At 72.3% G+C, this 18462-nt stretch carries 13 protein-coding genes and 2 pseudogenes; 8 read left to right on the top strand and 7 right to left on the bottom strand.

All coding sequences use genetic code 11. From position 1 onward, the window contains the following. Positions 1–396: 396 nt before the first annotated feature. Positions 397–1605 carry an MFS transporter gene (locus ACH4TP_RS10755; protein WP_398185364.1) on the bottom strand — a complete coding sequence of 403 codons (1209 nt, stop codon included), beginning with the start codon at positions 1603–1605 and terminating at the stop codon, positions 397–399. A gap of 58 nt (positions 1606–1663) precedes the next feature. On the opposite strand from ACH4TP_RS10755, the gene ACH4TP_RS10750 reads away from it, so the two are divergent. Beyond that, entirely contained in the window at positions 1664–2683 is a 1020-nt protein-coding gene (locus ACH4TP_RS10750) for an ArsR family transcriptional regulator (protein ID WP_398437084.1), read from the top strand. A gap of 75 nt (positions 2684–2758) precedes the next feature. Here the strand turns inward: ACH4TP_RS10750 and gcl are convergent, their stop codons facing one another. Continuing rightward, a complete protein-coding gene (gcl, locus tag ACH4TP_RS10745; RefSeq protein ID WP_398185368.1) occupies positions 2759–4546 on the bottom strand; it encodes a glyoxylate carboligase in 1788 nt (595 codons plus the stop codon). 233 nt (positions 4547–4779) lie between these two features. On the opposite strand from gcl, the gene ACH4TP_RS10740 reads away from it, so the two are divergent. The 3 genes from ACH4TP_RS10740 (at position 4780) to ACH4TP_RS10730 (ending at position 7229) form a co-directional block, all read left to right on the top strand. After that, complete coding sequence (locus tag ACH4TP_RS10740) at positions 4780–5739, top strand: hypothetical protein (protein WP_398437083.1); 960 nt, start codon at positions 4780–4782, stop codon at positions 5737–5739. 133 nt (positions 5740–5872) lie between these two features. Beyond that, on the top strand, positions 5873–6694 hold the full coding sequence (locus ACH4TP_RS10735) for a TIGR04222 domain-containing membrane protein (protein ID WP_389232820.1): 822 nt from the start codon (positions 5873–5875) through the stop codon (positions 6692–6694). Between the two features lie 19 nt (positions 6695–6713). Continuing rightward, complete coding sequence (locus tag ACH4TP_RS10730; protein ID WP_389232818.1) at positions 6714–7229, top strand: GNAT family N-acetyltransferase; 516 nt, start codon at positions 6714–6716, stop codon at positions 7227–7229. A 13-nt stretch (positions 7230–7242) separates the two neighbouring features. On the opposite strand, the gene ACH4TP_RS10725 is transcribed toward ACH4TP_RS10730, so the two are convergent. Both ACH4TP_RS10725 and ACH4TP_RS10720 read right to left on the bottom strand, forming a co-directional pair. Continuing rightward, the gene (locus tag ACH4TP_RS10725) at positions 7243–8838 is read right to left on the bottom strand and encodes an AMP-binding protein (protein ID WP_398437081.1); all 1596 of its coding nucleotides are present in this window, start codon (positions 8836–8838) and stop codon (positions 7243–7245) included. A gap of 37 nt (positions 8839–8875) precedes the next feature. Beyond that, a complete protein-coding gene (locus ACH4TP_RS10720; protein ID WP_398185379.1) occupies positions 8876–10561 on the bottom strand; it encodes an AMP-binding protein in 1686 nt (561 codons plus the stop codon). Between the two features lie 91 nt (positions 10562–10652). On the opposite strand from ACH4TP_RS10720, the gene ACH4TP_RS10715 reads away from it, so the two are divergent. Next, complete coding sequence (locus tag ACH4TP_RS10715) at positions 10653–11477, top strand: response regulator transcription factor (protein WP_398437079.1); 825 nt, start codon at positions 10653–10655, stop codon at positions 11475–11477. 15 nt (positions 11478–11492) lie between these two features. On the opposite strand, the gene ACH4TP_RS10710 is transcribed toward ACH4TP_RS10715, so the two are convergent. Further along, the gene (locus tag ACH4TP_RS10710; RefSeq protein ID WP_389232806.1) at positions 11493–12605 is read right to left on the bottom strand and encodes a winged helix DNA-binding domain-containing protein; all 1113 of its coding nucleotides are present in this window, start codon (positions 12603–12605) and stop codon (positions 11493–11495) included. A 151-nt stretch (positions 12606–12756) separates the two neighbouring features. On the opposite strand from ACH4TP_RS10710, the gene ACH4TP_RS10705 reads away from it, so the two are divergent. From ACH4TP_RS10705 to ACH4TP_RS10695, 3 genes and pseudogenes are all read left to right on the top strand, one after another. Then, entirely contained in the window at positions 12757–13869 is a 1113-nt protein-coding gene (locus ACH4TP_RS10705; protein ID WP_398437077.1) for a magnesium and cobalt transport protein CorA, read from the top strand. Between the two features lie 319 nt (positions 13870–14188). Next, positions 14189–14464: pseudogene (locus ACH4TP_RS10700) on the top strand (ABC transporter); the annotation flags it as partial. Next, positions 14461–15031 (top strand): annotated as a pseudogene (locus ACH4TP_RS10695) (ABC transporter permease). The pseudogenes ACH4TP_RS10700 and ACH4TP_RS10695, both read left to right, overlap by 4 nt. A 28-nt stretch (positions 15032–15059) precedes the next feature. On the opposite strand, the gene ACH4TP_RS10690 reads toward ACH4TP_RS10695, so the two are convergent. Next, on the bottom strand, positions 15060–16178 hold the full coding sequence (locus ACH4TP_RS10690; RefSeq protein WP_398437831.1) for a methyltransferase: 1119 nt from the start codon (positions 16176–16178) through the stop codon (positions 15060–15062). Between the two features lie 267 nt (positions 16179–16445). After that, complete coding sequence (locus ACH4TP_RS10685; protein ID WP_398437076.1) at positions 16446–18359, bottom strand: NAD-binding protein; 1914 nt, start codon at positions 18357–18359, stop codon at positions 16446–16448. Positions 18360–18462: the final 103 nt, after the last annotated feature.

Here is an 18462-nt window from a genome sequence, read left to right as displayed (position 1 = left end):
CGTACGGCACCTGACGGGAGGTCAGTGCTGTACGTGGTCCGGATCGCCGGCCCGGATGAGGGGTGGTCGGCGAACCGGACAAGCGTGAGGACCGCGGCGGCTCCGAGCCAGTGCGGTGGTAAGGACGCCTGGCCCCCTTCTTGACCTGAAGGAAGGGGAACCGCCACGGCGCCCGTCGGCACCGCCGCGGTCCCAACGCCCCCCCTTCGTCAGGGGGATCCCCAAGACTCATCCCGGCGGCGCGAACGACCCGTTCTCGACGCCGCCCTCGCACTGCTTCGCAGGCTTCGGACGGCTGCGTCGGACTCCGTCCGCCGGCCCCGGAGGCGGGCACATCCCAAGACTCCGCCCGGCGGCGCGAACGTCCTGTCGCGCCAGCCTCGTGCCGTCGGGCGGTCACAAGCGGGAGAGCGCGGAACCAGGTTTACGGTCCCTGGTTCCGCGCTCTTCTTCTTTTGCTTCCGCACGGGCCAGCAGGAACGTCACCATGAGCGAGGCCAGGGCGAGCAGCGCCATGCCGGTGCGCGGCGAGGTGTACTGCGCGAGGGTGCCGGCCAGGGCCGCGCTCACGCCCTGGAGCGCGAGCATCCCCGAGGTGTGCAGGCCGAGGGCGTGGCCGCTGAGCTCCTCCGGGACCAGGGTCATCAGCTTCTCCTGGTGCAGCAGGCTCGCCCCGTAGCCGACGGCCGACACGGTCACGAGGAGGAGCGCCAGGGGAAGCACCGGGTCCAGGGCGAAGAGCAGGAACGGGGCCGCGAGGAGCGCCTGGAGCGGGAAGCGGATCCGCTCGCGCAGCCGTGCCGGTACGAAGCGGCCGATGGCGGTGTCCCCGGCCAGCATCCCCAGCGCGCCGCAGGCGAAGAGGAGCCCGGCGCGCTCGGGGTCGTACGGCACGAAGAGCGACTCGCAGCCGACGATCAGGCCGTTCGGTACCCAGAGCGCGAGGTAGGCGCGGCGGCGGGCGGGAACGGTCAGGAGGCGTCCGTTGGTGCGCCAGGTCTCGGCGACCGAGGGCCGCCCGGCGGCGCGGGGCGGGCGCGCCCCGAGGCCGAGGCGGGCCACCAGGGCGGCGGCGAGGTAGAGGCCCGCGCCGGCGAGGACCGTGCCGCGGGGCGAGAGCAGGGCGACGAGGAGGCCGCCGGTGGCGAAGCCGCCGATCTGGCAGGCGCCGGTGGCCATGTTCGTCACGGAGCGGCCGAGGAGGTACTCCTCGCGTGGGAGGACCTCGTTGAGGAGCCCGTACCGCACCCCGCCGCCCAGCGAGGCCGCGAGCCCCTCGGCGAGGAGGATCACGAAGACCGCCCAGGTCGGCAGGGCGGGGATCGCCAGGACGGCGGTGCCGAGCGCGAAGAAGAGGGCGATGCCGGAGAGCGCGGCGCGCGGCGGCAGCCGGTCGGCGGCGGAGAGCAGCGTGGTCGCGCCGAGGAGCTGGGCGAGCGAGGGGCCGAAGAGGGCCAGGGCGGAGAGGAACGGGGACCCGGTCACGCGGAAGACGAGCGTGGCGAGACCGAGCCCGGCGACGGTCTGGGCGGCGGTGTGGGCGGCCCCGGTGAGGAAGAGCGGGGTGAACTCCGGGGTGCGGAAGAGCGCGCGGTAGCGGGACATGCGGGGAGTGTCCGAGTGCGCGGCGGGCCGCCGGTACTGTTTCGCGGGGAGGCGAAACATGGGCTGGTGGCAGATCGGCACGGACACCCTGGCGGGGAGCTCGTTCGCGCTCTCGCCGCTCGCCGAGACGGTCGCCTCGCTCAAGACGCTGCACGCTGGGAAGGCGGCGCACCCTGGCGAGCGGGCCTGGCTCGGCCGGCACCTGCCCGCCTACCGGGAGCGGCTCGCGGCCGAGCCGCTGGACGCGCTGCTCGTGCGGGCGGCGATCGGGCCCACCTGGAACGCGGACTTCCTCACCCCGACCCCGTTGGGCGACCGCGAGCGGAGTTTCGAGGAGGAGGTCGATGCGGTCCGGGCCACCGAACCCGCTGACGCCGTGGAGCAGTTGGCGGTGGCTGTCGGCGGCCCGGTGCCGGAGCCGCTGCGCTCGGCGCGGGACCTGCCGGAGCGGCTCGCGGGCGTGCTCGGCTGGGTGTGGCGGGAGACCGTGCTGCCGGAGTGGGCGCGGCGGCGGCGGATCCTGGAGGCCGACGTGGTGGCGCGGACGGCGATGCTGAGCCGGGGCGGCTGGGCGGCGGCGCTCGACGAGCTGTGCCCGGGGAAGATGCGCTGGCTCGGTGACGGACGGCTCCAGGTCAACACCCGTGAATATCCACCGCGTTCGGTGGATCGGGGGCGGCTGCTGTTCGTGCCGGTGACGCCGGCGACCGGCTGGGTGTCGTGGGAGGGGGACGAGCGGTACGCGATCGTCTACGCCTGCGCGGGAGCCCTGGCGGACGCGGCCGGTCCGGCGGTGCCGGAGGCCTTGGGGGCGCTGCTCGGGACGGCCCGCGCCGGGGTGCTCGTACGACTCGGATCGCCTTTGTCCACAAGCCAGTTGGTGGCCCTGACCGGGCAGGGGCTCGGCTCGGTGGGGCGGCACCTGAAGGTGCTGCTCGACGCCGGGCTCGTACGGCGGGGCCGGGCGGGGCGCTCGGTGCTGTACGAGTGGACGGAGGCGGGCGCGGTGCTCGTGGCGGCGCAGGAAGGCCCCCGCCCCGGTGCTCCTCGGGGCGGGGGCCTTCTCACGGCTCCGTGATCGGACCTTCAGGGGTCAGACCTTCAGGGGTCAGACCTTCAGAGGTCCGACCTTCAGGGATCAGACCCTCAGGGATCAGACCTTCAGGGCCTTGATCGCGGTCGGCGCGTGGCCGGGCTCGGTGGCCAGGTCCTCGAACTCGGTGACGTCGCTCATGTCGACCGTCTTGCTCATGGCGATGTTGGTGATGCGCTCCAGGATGGCCTCGACGACGACCGGGACCTGGAACTCGACGGCCAGCTTCTTGGCCTCCTCCAGCGCCTCGCCGAGCTTGTCCGGGTCGGTGACGCGGATCGCCTTGACGCCCAGGCCCTCGGCGACCTTGACGTGGTCGACACCGTAGACGCCGATCTCCGGGGTGTTGATGTTCTCGAACTCGAGGTTGACCTCGAAGTTGATGCCGAGGCCGCCCTGCGCCTGGCGGATCAGACCGAGGTAGGCGTTGTTCACGAGGACGTGGACGTAGGGGACCTTGTGCTGGGCGGCGACCGCCAGCTCCTCGATCATGAACTGGAAGTCGTAGTCGCCGGAGAGCGCGACGACCGGGACGTCCGGCTGCGCGGTGGCGGCGCCGATGGCGGCCGGGATGGTCCAGCCGAGCGGGCCGGCCTGGCCGCAGTTGATCCAGTGGCGCGGCTTGTAGACGTGCAGGAACTGCGCGGCCGCGATCTGGGAGAGACCGATGGTGGTGACGTAGCGGGTCTCCGGGCCGAAGGCCTTGTTCATCTCCTCGTAGACGCGCTGCGGCTTCATCGGGATGTTGTCGAAGTGCGTGCGGCGCTGGAGGGTGGCCTTGCGCTCCTGCGCGGAGGCGGCCCAGGCGGAGAAGTCCGGGAGCTTGCCCGCGGCCTTCCACTCCTTGGCGATCTCGACGAAGAGCTCCAGGGCGACCTTGGCGTCGGAGGCGACGCCGTAGTCGGGGGCGAAGATCTTGCCGAGCTGGGTGGGCTCGATGTCGACGTGGACGAACTTCCGGCCCTTGGTGTACGCCTCCAGGTTGTAGCCCGTGTGGCGGTTGGCCCAGCGGTTGCCGATGCCGATGACCGTGTCGGACTCCAGGAAGGTCGCGTTGCCGTAGCGGTGCGCGGTCTGGACGCCGACCATGCCGGCGGCGAGCTCGTGGTCGTCCGGGATGGTGCCCCAGCCCATGAGGGTGGAGATGACCGGGATGCTGGTCAGCTCGGCGAACTCGACGAGGAGGTCGGAGGCGTCGGCGTTGATGATGCCGCCGCCGGCGACGATCAGCGGGCGCTCGGCCTCCAGGAGGAAGCTCAGGGCCTTCTCGGCCTGGGCGCGGGTCGCGGACGGCTTGTAGACCGGCAGCGGCTCGTAGGTCTCCGGGTCGAACTCGATCTCGGTCAGCTGGACGTCGATCGGCAGGTCGATGAGGACCGGGCCGGGACGGCCGGAGCGCATCAGGTGGAAGGCCTGCTGGAAGACGCCGGGGACCTGCGCGGCCTCCAGGACGGTCGTCGCGGCCTTGGTGACCGGCTTGGCGATCGTGGCGATGTCGACGGCCTGGAAGTCCTCCTTGTGGAGCTTCGAGACCGGGGCCTGGCCGGTGATGCAGAGGATCGGGATGGAGTCCGCGATGGCCGAGTACAGGCCGGTGATCATGTCGGTGCCGGCGGGGCCGGACGTACCGATGCAGACGCCGATGTTCCCGGCCTGGGCACGGGTGTAGCCCTCGGCCATGTGGGACGCGCCCTCGACGTGGCGGGCGAGCGTGTGGTTGACGCCGCCGACGTTCTTGAGCTCGCGGTAGAAGGGGTTGATCGCCGCGCCGGGGACGCCGAACGCCTGGGTGACGCCTTCGCGCTTGAGGATCTCAACGGCCGCTGCGGCGGCGGTCATACGAGGCATGGGAGTGCTCCTGCTTCGGCCGGGCGGATCCAGGCGGGCGCCTCGTCTCGGGAGGCCCGACCACCTGTTTCCGTAATGCGGAAATGCTGTTCTGCTATACGGAAGCAATGTAGGTCGGGCTCCGGAGAGCCGTCAAGAGAAGTCCGCCCGCCGGGATCACGGAACTGGCCGAACCCCCTCCCCCGGGCCCTCGGATGGGGGGACGATGGGCCGGAACGACAGGGGGTTGGGCTGTGGCTGAGTCGGTACCGGTGAGCTGTCCGGAATGCCTGCGCACGCAGGCGTACGCGCCGCCCGCCTTCCCCTGCGTCTGCGGAAACCCGGTCGCGCCGGCGGTCGTGGCGGACTCGGTCGCGGAGCCGATCAGACGCCGCAACTGGGCCGACTCATGGGTCACCGTCCGCTGCGGGGCCTGCGACCGCGACACCGACTGGCCCCACCCGGAGCTGGGCTGCCCGTGCGGGACGGTGCTGCGGGTACCCGTACGAGCGGAGGGGACGGAGCCGGGACCGGCGTCCGGAGGCGGTGGAGACTCCGTACCGGCGCGGGAAGCCGAGGCGCCGTCGCCGCTCCCGCCGTCCCCGCTTCCGCCGAGCCGGCCGCTTCCGCCGACCCCGCCGTCCCCGTCCCCCGTCCCCCGACCCGTCGAGTCCGGTTCCCCGTGGTTCGGGCCGAGCCCGAGGGCGCGGGGCGGGGCAGGTGCGGCCGGGCGCGGGGCCGAGGAGCCCGGCGCGGCGGGTCCCCGCACCTTCGCCGAGCGGTACCCCGCGCGCGTCCCGCCGCCGCCCGAGGCCCCGCGTCCGGAGCCGCTGCGCGGGGCCTTCCGGCCCGTGACGATCCGGACCGCGCGGGACGCGGTCGCGGCGGCGGCCGGGTATCTGCGGTGGCTCGGCTTCAGGGACGTCGTGCAGCCCGAGGAGCTCCCTTCGTCGGGCGTGGACCTGCGGGCGCCCGGTCTGGTCGCCCAGGTCGACCCGAGCACCCGGCCCACCGGGCTGCGGGCCGTCGAGTGCCTCTGGCTCAACGGGCTGAACGCCTCCGGCGCGAGCGTGTTCTTCTCGCTCGCCGGCTACACCCCGGAGGCCCGCTCGCGTGCCGCCGAGGTCGGCCTGCCGCTCTTCGTCCTCGACCTGACGGGCACCCCGCAGCCGGTCAACGGCGCGGCGGACGACCTGGCGGCGGGCGGCGCCTGACCCCGGAGGCCGACCAGGAGCCGCACCGGCAAGCCGACCGGCGGCCGCACACAACTCCTCGGCATCCGAAATCGGCCATTCACGCGTGACGATCACGCTCCCCCGGGCACAACACCCTCGGGGGGTGGGCGTCATGCCGACGGGGACGTGGTGGTTCATCGGAGCGGCCTGGGGAGAGCTGCTGCTCGCCGCCGCCCTCCTGAGAACCCGCAGCGGGAGGAGCCGGACCGAGGCCGTGCCCCCGCCTCAGGCCCTCGCGCTGCTGCGCGGCGGGCGGCGGGCGGCGGTCACCGTGGCCCTGGTGGCGCTGCACCAGCGCGGGGCGGTCGCGGCGGGCCGCAAACATACGATTCGGGCCAATGGCGGACCGGGCCGCACGCGTGACCCCGTACAGCTCGGCGTGCACGGGGCGCTGCACCGGGCGCTCGCGCTGCGGACCCTGGCCCTGCGTCCCGAGGCGCGGCGGGCGGTGGACGCGCTGCGCGGCGAGCTGCGCGGGGCCGGACTGCTCCGGCCGGTCGCGCGGCTGTGGGCGGCCCGGGTGCTCCTCGGGTGCGTGCCGCCGACCGTGGCGGCGGGGCCGCTCGCGACCGGGGCTTCCGGGTCGGGCCTCGCCGGGGCGCTCGCGGCCGGGCTGCCGCCGGTCCTCCTCGCGGTGGCGCTGCTGCGGCTGCCGGACACGACGAGGGCGGCGCGGCGGCTGCTGTCCGCCCTGCGGGAGCGGTACCCGCTGCCGGCCCACCGGCGCGAGGTGACGGACGGGTGGCTCGTCCAGCTGTACGTGGCGCTGTACGGCGATCCCGCCCTGGCCCTGTTCCTGCCCCGTTTCTCGCAGGAGGGCGGGCTGTTCGACCGCCCCCGCGAGGACGAGGACCCCCGGCGGAGCGACTGCGACGACGGCCGGAACCGGCCGCCGCCGGAGGCCGGTCCCGGTCCGGACGGCGCCCCGTGCTGAGGCCGCGCCATACTGTCGTATGCGCATCAGAGCGGCCGCTCCGGCCGAACTCCCGCTGCTCCAGGACATCGAACGGGCGGCGGGCGAGCCGTTCCGTTCTCTCGGCATGGCGGCGATCGCCGACGACGACCCGCTGCCCCTGGACGTCCTGGAGACCTACCGCAGCGCGGGTCGGGCGTGGGTGGCGGTGGACGCCGCCGACCGCCCGGTCGCGTACCTGCTGATGGACACCGTCGACGGCGCCGCCCACATCGAGCAGGTGTCGGTGCACCCGGACGCCGCCCGCCGGGGCGTCGGCCGGGCGCTGATCGAGCACCTGGAGGCGGCCGCCAGGGAGCAGGGCCTGGCGGCCCTGACGCTGACGACCTTCACCGAGGTGCCGTGGAACGCGCCGTACTACACGCGGCTCGGCTTCCGGCCGCTCGCCGACTCCGACCCGGCGCTCACCGAGGGGCTGCGCGAGATCAGCCGCGCCGAGGCGGCCCACGGCCTGTCGGCCTGGCCCCGCGTCTGCATGCGCCGGGAGGTGGTCTAGGAGCGGAGGCCGTCTAGGAGCCGTACGTCTGCCGCAGCTCCACCTTCCGCACCTTGCCGCTCACCGTCATAGGGAACTCGGTGAGGATCTCCACCCTGCGCGGGATCTTGTAGTGGGCCAGCCGGTCCCGGCAGAAGGCCGTGATCTCGTCCAGGGTGGGCGGGGCGGCGGGGTCGCGCGGGATCACGCAGGCCAGGATCTCCTCGCCGTACCGCTCGTCGGGCACGCCGACGACCTGCACGTCCGCGATCTTGGGGTGCCCGTAGAGGAACTCCTCGATCTCGCGCGGGTACACGTTCTCCCCGCCCCGGATGATCATGTCCTTGATGCGGCCGACGATCTGCACGTAACCGTCGTCCCGCATGACCGCGAGGTCCCCGGTGTGCATCCAGCGGCCGGGGTCGATCGCCTCGGCGGTCTTCTCCGGCTCGTCCCAGTAGCCGAGCATCACGCCGTAGCCGCGCGTGCACAGCTCCCCCGCCTCCCCGCGCTCGACCGTCAGACCGGTCGCCGGGTCGACGACCTTCACCTCGACGTGCGGCATGACCCGGCCGACCGTGCCGGTGCGGCGCTCCAGGTCGTCGTCGCGGCGGGTCTGGGTGGAGACGGGCGAGGTCTCGGTCATGCCGTAGCAGATCGACACCTCCGCCATGTTCATCTCGGCGACGACCCGCTTCATCACCTCGACCGGGCAGGGCGAGCCCGCCATGATCCCGGTGCGGAGCGTGGAGAGGTCGTACGCGGCGAAGTCGGGGAGGTTCAGCTCGGCGATGAACATCGTCGGCACCCCGTACAGCGAGGTGCAGCGCTCCTCCTGGACCGCCCGGAGGGTGGCCGCCGGGTCGAAGGAGGCGGCCGGGATGACCATGCAGGCGCCGTGCGAGGTGGCCGCGAGGTTGCCCATGACCATGCCGAAGCAGTGGTAGAAGGGCACCGGGACACAGATGCGGTCCTGCTCGCTGTAGGCGATCATCTCGCCCACGAAATAACCGTTGTTGAGGATGTTGTGGTGGGAGAGCGTGGCGCCCTTCGGGAAGCCCGTCGTCCCCGAGGTGTACTGGATGTTGACGGGCTCGTCGCAGGACAGCGGCTCCGGGCGCAGCTCCCCGGGCGTCCGGGCCAGCAGCTCGTCCCAGCTCGGGTCGCCGAAGTAGACGGCCTCGCGCAACTCCGGGCATCCGGCGCGGACTTGCTCGACCATGGCCCGGTAGTCGCTCGTCTTGTGCGTGAGCGAGGCGAACAGGAGCGAGATGCCGGCCTGCTTGAGGACGTACTCCAACTCGTGCGCGCGGTACGCCGGGTTGATGTTCACCATGATCGCGCCGATGCGGGCGGTGGCGTACTGGACGAGCACCCACTCGGCGCAGTTCACCGCCCAGACGCCGACCCGGTCGCCCTTGCGGACCCCGCTGCCGAGCAGGGAGCCGGCCAGCCGGTCGACGTCCGCGCCGAACTCCGCGTACGTCCACCGGCGTCCGGTGGGGACGTCGACGAGGGCCTCGCGTTCGGGCCAGGCGGCGACGGCCCGGTCGAGGTTGTCGGCGATGGTGTCGCCGAGGAGCGGCGTCTCCGAGACGCCGTGCGCATAGGCCAGGTTCACCGTGCTCATGCGAGGTCCCCTTCCGCGTACGGGAGATTCACGGCGGTCACGCGAGGTCCCCTTCCGCGTACTCCTTGCCGCCGCCCTCCGCCGTCAGCCGGCGCAGCTCGACGCGCCGGATCTTGCCGGAGACGGTCTTGGGCAGGTCGGCGAACTCGATGCGGCGGACGCGCTTGTACGGGGCGAGGACCGCGCGCGAGTGGGCGAAGAGGGCCTTCGCGGTCTCCGCGGTCGGCTCCCAGCCCGCGGCCAGGACGATGTACGCCTTGGGGACGGCGAGGCGCAGCGGGTCGGGGGCGGGGACGACGGCCGCCTCGGCGACGGCCTCGTGCTCCAGGAGGGCGCTCTCCAGCTCGAAGGGGCTGATCTTGTAGTCGCTCGCCTTGAAGACGTCGTCGGCGCGCCCGATGTACGTGATGTAGCCGTCCGCGTCGCGGGAGCCGATGTCGCCGGTGCGGTAGTAGCCGTCGGCCATCGCCTCCGCCGTGCGCTCGGGGTCGCCGTGGTAGCCGGTCATCAGGCCCACCGGGTGGGCGGAGAGGTCGAGGCAGATCTCGCCCTCCTCGACGTCCGGCGTGCCGCTGACCGGGTCGACGAGGGTGACCTTGAAGCCGGGGCTGGGGCGGCCCATGGAGCCTTCCTTGAGCCGCTGGCCGGGGCTGTTGGAGACCTGGACGGCGGTCTCGGTCTGGCCGAAGCCGTCCCGGATGGTGACGCCCCAGGCGCGCCGCACGGACTCGATGACCTCGGGGTTGAGCGGTTCGCCGGCGGCGACGACCTCGCGCGGCGGGGTCTTCAGCTGGCCGAGGTCGGCCTGGATCAGCATCCGCCAGACGGTCGGCGGGGCGCAGAAGCTGGTGACGCCGTTGCGCTGCATCTCGTCCATGAGGCGGGCGGGGTCGAAGCGGGTGTAGTTGTGGATGAAGACGGTCGCCTCGGCGTTCCACGGGGCGAAGAGGTTGGACCAGGCGTGCTTGGCCCAGCCGGGCGAGGAGATGTTGAGGTGGACGTCGCCGGGCTTGAGGCCGATCCAGTACATCGTCGAGAGGTGGCCGACGGGGTACGAGGTGTGGGTGTGCTCGACGAGCTTGGGGCGGGCGGTGGTACCGGAGGTGAAGTACAGCATCAGGGTGTCGTCGGCGAGGGTGACGCCGTCGGGCTCGAAGACGTCCGACTCCTGGTCGGCGAGCTCGTACCCCAGCCAGTCGACGCCGTCGCCGCCGACCGAGATCCGGGTGTACTCCCCGGGGACGTCGTCGAACTTGGCGGTGTCCTCGGCGCGCACGATGACGTGCCGGGCGCGGCCCCGGTCGACGCGGTCGCGCAGGTCGGCGGGGCCGAGGAGCGGGGTGGCGGGGATGAGGACGGCGCGCAGCTTCATCGCGGCCAGCACGGTCTCCCACAGTTCGACCTGGTTGCCGAGCATCAGGATGATCCGGTCGCCGGCGCGGACGCCCTGGGCGCGGAGCCAGTTCGCCACCCTGTTGGAGCGGGCGGACATCTCGGCGAAGCTCACCCGCGTCTCGGAGCCGTCCTCCTCGACGATGTGGAGCGCGGTCCGGTCGTTGCCCTCCGCGATGACGTCGAACCATTCGAGCGCCCAGTTGAAACGGTCGGGGCGGGGCCAGGAGAAGCCCTCGTAGGCCGTCCCGTAGTCCTCCCGGTGCTCCAGCAGGAAGTCCCGGGCGGCCCGGAACCTCTCCGTCGCGCCGGTCGCGCTCGTGGCCGTCATGTGTCCTCCTCGTTGCGGGACCTGTCCCGGACATCGTGTAATCGGTGACCCAGGTCTCACTACCCCCGTTCGGGGGTGAAGGAGTGGTCCCGTGCCCGAGATGGTGGAAGCGGTGGAGCTGCGTACGGCGCTGCTGCGGCTGAGGCGCGCCAGCGGGCTGCCCGTCGTCTTCGGCGGACTGCTCCAGGAGGGGGCCGCGGGCCGCACGATGCGGATCGCGGAGCTGAGCGGGGCCGTGACGCCCGCGCTGCGCGGGCTGGCGATCTCGGCGGGCTCGGGCCTGGGCGGGAAGTGCCTGGCGCTGGCGCGGCCGTGCGCGGCGACGGACTACCTGGCGTCGCGGCACATCACCCACGAGTACGACGTGCCGGTCTCGGCGGAGGGCCTGCGCGCGGTGATCGCCGTCCCCGTCGTCGTACGGCGCAAGGTGCGCGGGGTGCTGTACGGGGCGCTGCGGGAGTCCCTCCCGATCGGCGAGCGGGTCTTCGACGCGGCGATGGCGGCGGCCCGTGACGTCGAGCAGGCCCTCGCGGTACGGGACGAGGTGCGGCAGCTGCTCGCTCCCCCGCCGCCCGGCCCGTCCTGGGAGGAGGTGCGGCAGGCCTACGGGGAGCTGCGCGAACTGGCCCCGAAGGTCCTCGACCCCGAGCTCCGGGAGCGCCTCCTCACCGTCTGCGGCCGCCTCGAATCGGCCTCCGGCGCCGGGCCCGCCGTCCTCGGCGTCTCCCTCACCCCGCGCGAGACGGACGTCCTCGCGGCGGTCGCCTCCGGCGCGACGAACGCGACGGCCGCCGACCGCCTCGGCCTGCGCCCCGAGACCGTGAAGGGCTACCTCCGCTCGGCGATGCGCAAGCTGGGCGCCCACACCCGCCTGGAGGCGGTGGTGACGGCCCGGAGGGCGGGGGTGCTGCCGTAGGGCCTTCCCTTCGGATCAGGAGTCCGCGTGCACGATGTCGTACGGGGTGCCGGAAGGCGTCATGAGCCGGAGGGTGCGCTCCGCCTCGGCCGTGAGCGCGGCCCGGTCCGCCCGCGTGACGTGCGCGAAGGGCTCGATGGTGAGGGTGGTGCGGTCCTTGGCCTCGTCGAGGCGCCAGAGGCCGGCGAGGAAGCCGTCGAGGAGGAAGACGCGGTGCGCCTGGTTGCCGGTCCAGGTGCGGGAGCGGTACTCGGCGGGGACGACGCGGGTGCGGTCGGCATGCGAGAGCAGCAGGTTGTCGAACTCGGGGAGGAAGCGGGGCGGCGCGGGGGTGTCCTCCTCGGGGCGGGGCGCGTCGGGGAGGTCGAAGAGCTCGGTGCCCTGCTCGTCCCGGAAGACGAGGAGCTCCGGCCGCAGCCGCTCGAAGGCCGGGCGGAGGCGGGTGAGACCGCACCAGAGCTGCATGTCCTTGACGGAGGCGGGCCCGAAGGCGCCGAGGTAGCGCCGCACGGTCTCGTCGAGGTCGGCGGCCCGGTCCTCGACCCCGTCGAACCACGTACGGACGGTCGTGAGCGCGACCTGCCCGCTGCGCCCCCACAGGCCGCGCGGGGTGACCTGCACCATCAGCAGCAGGCAGCGGGCGGCGATGGTGAGCGCCTGCGGGTCGGCGTCGGGCCACTCCCGGAGCAGGTGCTCCCGCAGCTCCTTGGGGGTGCGGGGCCGCTCCTCGACGTACGCGGTGGCCAGGTCGGTGAGCCGGTCGAGGTCGACGCCGTCGAGCCCCTTGCGGAACATCTTCAGCTCCCGGTCGACGGCCCCGGCCTGGACGAGCCTGCGCAGGCCGACGGCGTCGCGGGCGGTGTGGGTGTGGACGGTGGACCGGAGCGAGACGATCCGGGCGACGGCGCGGGACTCCATGAGCGCGGACAGCCGCTCGGGCCGGAACCCGTCGAGGCGGGCGGCGAGCGCGTAGTACGGGGGCTTGGTGTTCTGGGCCTGGAGGCCGACGAGGTGCGCGACGGCCTCCTCGACGCCGAGCGGGGCGGGACGCAGGAGCAGCTGCCGGTCGAGGGTGGCGCGGTTCAGGGCGCGGGGGCCGAGCACGGGGTGGGTCGTCTTGAGGGCCATGACCGCACGCTACCGAGCCTTGCGGACAGCTACGGTCCGCAAGGCGAACCCGACGGCATCGGGATTCGGACGGCAGCGATTCACCCCATATATCCTGCTCTGGTCCCACAGCCGAGGAGCCCGTGGAGCCCGACGAAGGAGGCGCACGACGATGTCCGACCGCCGCCCCCACGCGGCCTGGCGCCGCCGCCCCGACCAACCGCCCACGCCCTCGTCCCCCTCCTCGCGGCAGCCCGCCCCGGAGCCGAGCGTGGTGCACTCGGCGCTCTACCGCGACGGCCTCCGGGTCTCCTCCCCCACCACCCTCGCGGACACCTTCCGGCAGCTGCGCGAACACCCCGACGGCATGGCATGGATCGGCCTCCAGCGGCCCACCGAGGAGGAACTCCACTCCCTGGCCGCCGAGTTCGACCTGCACGAGCTGGCCGTCGAGGACGCGATGGAGGCCCACCAGCGCCCCAAGCTGGAACGGTACGGCGACACCCTCTTCGTCGTCCTGCGGGCCGCCCGCTACCTGGACGCCCCGGAGGAGGTCGACTTCGGCGAGCTCCACGTCTTCGTCGGCCCGGACTTCCTCATCACGGTCCGGCACGGCGCCGCCCCCGACCTCTCCGCCGTCCGCCGCCGCATGGAGGAGAACCCGGACCTCCTGGCCCTCGGCCCCGAAGCCGTCCTGTACGCGATCCTCGACGCGGTCGTCGACGGCTACGCCCCCGTGGTCGCGGGCGTCCAGAACGACATCGACGAGATCGAGACCGAAGTCTTCGGCGGCGACCCCGCCGTCTCCCGCCGCATCTACGAACTCTCCCGCGAAATGGTCGAGTTCCAGCGCGCCACCCGCCCCCTGGTCGGCATGCTCCACGCCCTCATGGCCGGCTTCGCCAAATACGGCACCGACGAGGAACTCCAGCGCTACCTCCGCGACGTCGCCGACCACGTCACCCACACCAGCGAACGCGTCGACGGCTTCCGCCAGGCCCTGACCGAGATCCTCACGGTCAACGCGACCCTGGTCACCCAACAACAGAACGCCGAGATGCGCGCCCTGGCGGAAGCGGGTTTCGAACAGAACGAGGAGATCAAGCGGATCTCTTCCTGGGCCGCCATCCTCTTTGCTCCCACACTCGTGGGAACCATCTATGGCATGAACTTCGACTTCATGCCCGAGTTGAGCTGGCGCTTCGGATACCCCTTCGCCATCGGCCTGATGGGGGCGGTATGTGTCAGTTTGTACGTGGTCTTCAAGCGGCGGGACTGGCTATAGAAAGCGGCCGGCCCCGCACACTCAGCGCGCACGGTTTGCTCCTGCATCTGCCGCACGAAACGGCCATATGGGGCACTGGGGAGTCCCTGGGGAGAAGTGATGCGGGTGATCTCCTCGCCCCACTTCTCAAAGGGCCTCTGACCTGGCCTTTCGAGGCTCGAAAGACGCTGGGGAGAATCTGGGGAGAACCGGAGCCGCCAACCGCACCTCACATCAGCGCCGTCAGGCCGCCCGCCGTCCAGTCGACCGGCCTCGACACGACTCGCCGATATCGCCCCACGTCACAGCGAGTAACAGCGGACGGCGCCTGCCGCACCCCCTGATCCCTGGCGGCCACGTGCGGCTGCGCTTCACCGACCCCGGCGCCTACCGCACTGCCGCCGCCCTCACCGGCGCGGCCCGCGACGAGACCCTGGCCCTGCAGCTGCCCAGCGACGGCAGTCAGCGCGAACTTCGCTCCATTCTCGACTGGCTCGACTCCGCCGGCATCGAGGCGGACGAACTGACCGTCCGCACCCCCGACCTCGACGACGTGTTCTTCGCCCTGACCGGCTCGGACAACGCCCCCAGCCAGCACAAGGAGACCGCCCGATGAGCTCCCTCTCCCTCGCCGTACGCGACTCGAACACGATGCTGCGCCGCAACCTGCTTCACGCGCGACGCTACCCGTCAGGCACCCTCAACCTGCTGCTCACGCCGATCATGATGCTGCTGCTCTTCGTCTACGTCTTCGGCGACGTGATGAGCGCGGGCATCGGCGGCGCCGTCGGCGTGGCCATCGGTTTCCGCTCCGCGGACGCAACCGTCCTCGAATGGCTGGCGGCATTCGGGCTCATCGCGCTCTTCGCCCTGGCGCTGACCTGGATCGCGGTCGGTATGGGCCCGGCCGGCCCGAACCCCGAGGCGGCCAGCAACATGGCCATGCCGCTCATCCTCCTCCCCCCTCATCTCCAGCGCCCTCATCCCTGCCGAGACCATGCCCGGCTGGTTCCAGCCGATCGCCGAGTACCAGCCCTTCACCCCCGCCGTCGAAACCCTTCGAGGCCTCCTCCTCGGCACCGAGATCGGCAACAACGGCTGGATCGCGATCGCCTGGTGCGTGGCTCTCGTCGCGCTCGGCTACCGCTGGTCGACGGCGCAGTTCAACCGCGACCCGAAGTAACCGAGGCGACCACGCCGGCCTCTCTCCCTCAACGCGTCCCAGCCGTCCCGAGGCGCCACAGTGAGGTGGTCTCGGCCGAGCGGGCTCGGTACAGCGGGTCCGACGGGTCCGTCGCGCGGGGGTGGCGCGGCTTCGTGACCGTGCGGGACAGGACACGCAGTCCGGCGGCCGCGATGGCGTCCTCGAGTTCGGTCCGGCCTCGCAGTCCGAGCCGTTCGGCCAGGTCCGACAGGATCAGCCAGCCTTCACCGCCCGGCTCCAGGTGGTTCGGCAGTCCGGTCAGAAAGCGGTTCAGCATCCGGCCGTCGGGGTCGTACACCGCCTGGTCGAGGGGCGTGCGGGGGTGCGCCGGGAGCCACGGCGGGTTGCAGACGATCAGGTGCGCTCGGCCCGCCGGGAAGAGGTCCGCATGACGCACGGCGATCCTGGTCGCCAGGCCGAGGCGGGCGACGTTGTCGCGGGCGCAGTGCACGGCGCGTACGTCCTGGTCGGTGGCGACGACATGGCGCATGCCCCGGCGGGCGAGAACAGCGGCGAGCACGCCCGTTCCGGTGCCGATGTCGAAAGCCGTGTATCCCTTCGGGAGTTCGGCCTCGGCCACCAGGTCGACGTACTCGCCCCGCACGGGCGAGAAGACCCCGTAGTGCGGGTGGATGCGGTCGCCTCGCAGCGCGGGGATCTCGACGCCCTTCGTACGCCACTCGTGCGCGCCGATCACTCCGAGCAGCTCCCGCAACGAGCCCATGCCGGCCCCCGCGCTCGGACCGTGCGCGTGGAGGCACGCCTCCTGCACCCGGGGCGCTCGGCGCAGGGCGACCGTCCAGCCGTCGTCGTACGGGATGAGCAGCATGCCCAGCAGTCGTGCGCGGCGGGCTTGTTCGCGGCGGTGGAGGCGGAAGGCCTCGGCCGGGCTCTGAGCCCGGGGCGAGGACGCGCGCTCGGCACGACGGCCGACGGCTGCCAGGAGCCGGCGCGCGGACGGGTAGTCACCGGTCCAGAGCAGGGCAGTGCCCTCGGCCATCAGGCGGTGCGCCGCGGCGACACTGATGCTGTCGGCGACGCTGACGATCTGCTGCGGGGGCGGGGTGCCGTTGGCCGAGTACCAGTGGGCCGTGCTCTCCAGGCGACCCTCCATCGTCCACGCCATGACCTGTGCCGTCACCGAACCTCATTTCTCATGAGGAACGATCTTCGACACGACCGAGCGCTCTGAGCGTTTCGGAAGGGAACATTCACGCCTTCCTGACACCCGTCGGCCACTGCCTTACGCCCTGCATACGGCGGCAGGCGCGAGCATGGGATGCGCTGGGCGGCACCTGCTCCGGCCTGTGGACGGTTCTACCCCTCCCCCTGTTCCTGATCCTGCTGCCGCCGAGGGGAACCGCCGACCTGCCGGTCCCCCCGCCCACGACGCTCAGGGTCTTCGCCCCGGAGGGTGCGGCTGCACTCCCGTCATCAGGAAGTCCAGCCCCCGTCGGGTCGTCGCGAGGACCACCCGGTCCCCCGCGCGCAGGACGCGTCCGTGCGGCGGGCGCCAGTCGAGGCCCTGCCGGTCGAGCCGCAGCCCCGCCAGTGTGTCCATCGAGGACGGGGAGAACCTGGCGCCCGCGGCGCCGACGGCCAGGACGCGCCATTCGTTCTCGCGGAACGCGTCGTGGATCGAGCGGCCTTCCAGCTCCGGGTGGCCGGCGACGTCGACCACCGTGAAGAGCAGCGAGCCGCGCTCGACCGGCATCACCCCCAGGACGTGCCGCCCCATCATCGCCGCGGCGAAGGAGGCTGCGGCCAGCGCGGAGACACTACGGCTGCGGGTCAGGGCGTTCGGGTACGAGGCGCGCATGGTCCGCGAGACGGTGGCCGCGAAGTCGTCGTCGTACAGCCGCATCACCACCCTGACACCTGGGTTGATCTCCCGGGCGGCCATGACGATGTCCAGGTTCTCGCCGTCCTCCCGGGTGAGGACGAGCAGGGACTTGCTCTGCCCGACGCGGGCCTGGTCGAGCACTCCGGGCGCGGTGGCGTCCTCAAGGAGGAGCGGTATCCCGAGCTCGCGGGCGAGCTGGACGCCACGGGCGTGCGGATCCCGCTCGATGGCCACGATCTTGTGGTCGGTGGTGCCGAGCCGGGCCAGGACCCTCGTACCGATCTTGCCGAGTCCGACCAGCACGATGTGGTCGCTCAGATCCCGGGACGGCGGGTGGTTCGCGGAGCCGGTACGGAAGGCCTCGGTGGCGTTCATGGTGGCGGCCACGACCAGCGGAAGAATCGCGAGGCCGACGAAACCAGCGACGAGCTGGAGGACCCGTCGGGCCGGCTCCTCGTCGGTCGCCGGGTCCCCCATGGTGAAGATGTCGAGCAGCGGCAGGTACACGGCCTTCCACAGCGGACCGTCCAGGACGAGCGCGGTCGCGACGGAGAGGAGGACGACGATGGCGGCCAGCGCTCCGAAGACCGCGGTCACCTGCTTCGAGACGAAGACCTTCCACGGCAGATGGGTCAGATGGCCGAGCAGCAGGTCCCGGTAGCCGCGGGAGGTCCTCGGGGTCTCGGGATCGTGGTGGTGGGTGACCTCTTCGAGCATGAGCCGGCCGTGCGTGAACTGGCGGTGGTACGCGGTGCGGGTGTCCGGCAGCAGCTGGGTGCCCTCCTCTCCCGGCGTCTCCGCGCTGTCCTCGCTCGCCGGGTCGTCCTGATGCGCCCCGGACAGCACGGCCAGGGTCGCCAGATCGGTCGGCCTGCCAGGAGCCCCCGCCGGTCGTACGACGCCTCGGAAGACCTTGCCCTCGACCTGGAGCGTGTGGCCCTGTCCGACGGCCGCGGCCGAGACGAGCTCCGGAACAGCGGTGTCGGTGTCGGAGAGCACGGTGGTGGAGGCGTCCAGAGTGGCATCGTCCGCCTGCCCTCCGACCTCGGCGGCCCGGTCGAGGAGCCGTTCCAGATGCCGCCCGCGCTCGCGGTTGTACATGCGGATGACCAGGCGTATGGACGGATTCAGGCTGCGCGCGAGGAGCGCGGCGGTCATGTTGACCTGGTCGTCGCCGTACGTCAGCGCGAGGGCGGCTGCCCGCTCGACCCCGGCCGCACGCAGGGTCTGCTCGTCCGGCCTCGCCGATACCAGCAGCTCGACCGGCGAGCGGGGGTCGCGGTGCAGGTCGGCGATCTCCGCCCCGTACGCGCCGCGCCGCGAGGGCAGGACCACGGTCACCGTCTCGCCGCAGACCGCGTCGAGCTCGACGGCGAGACGGTGGGCCAGACCGTCGTCCCCGCAGATCACCATGTGCTGGGAACGCTGCCCAAGTGGCAGGCGCAGATGGATGGTTGACGTCACACGAACCAAGATTGCCGAACGCGGTGCGCCGAGTTCCCTGTCGTACGTGAGTTCGGCGTCAAGGTTTCGTATGGATCACGAATGTGGGTTCGGGCGGGCGTCC

Origin of the sequence: Streptomyces sp. NPDC021012 (genome assembly GCF_044333355.1) — a bacterium.
In the GTDB taxonomy this organism is placed as follows: Bacteria; Actinomycetota; Actinomycetes; order Streptomycetales; family Streptomycetaceae; genus Streptomyces.
Note: the sequence above shows the minus strand (reverse complement) of the source record. Positions and strands in the feature narration are given on the sequence as shown.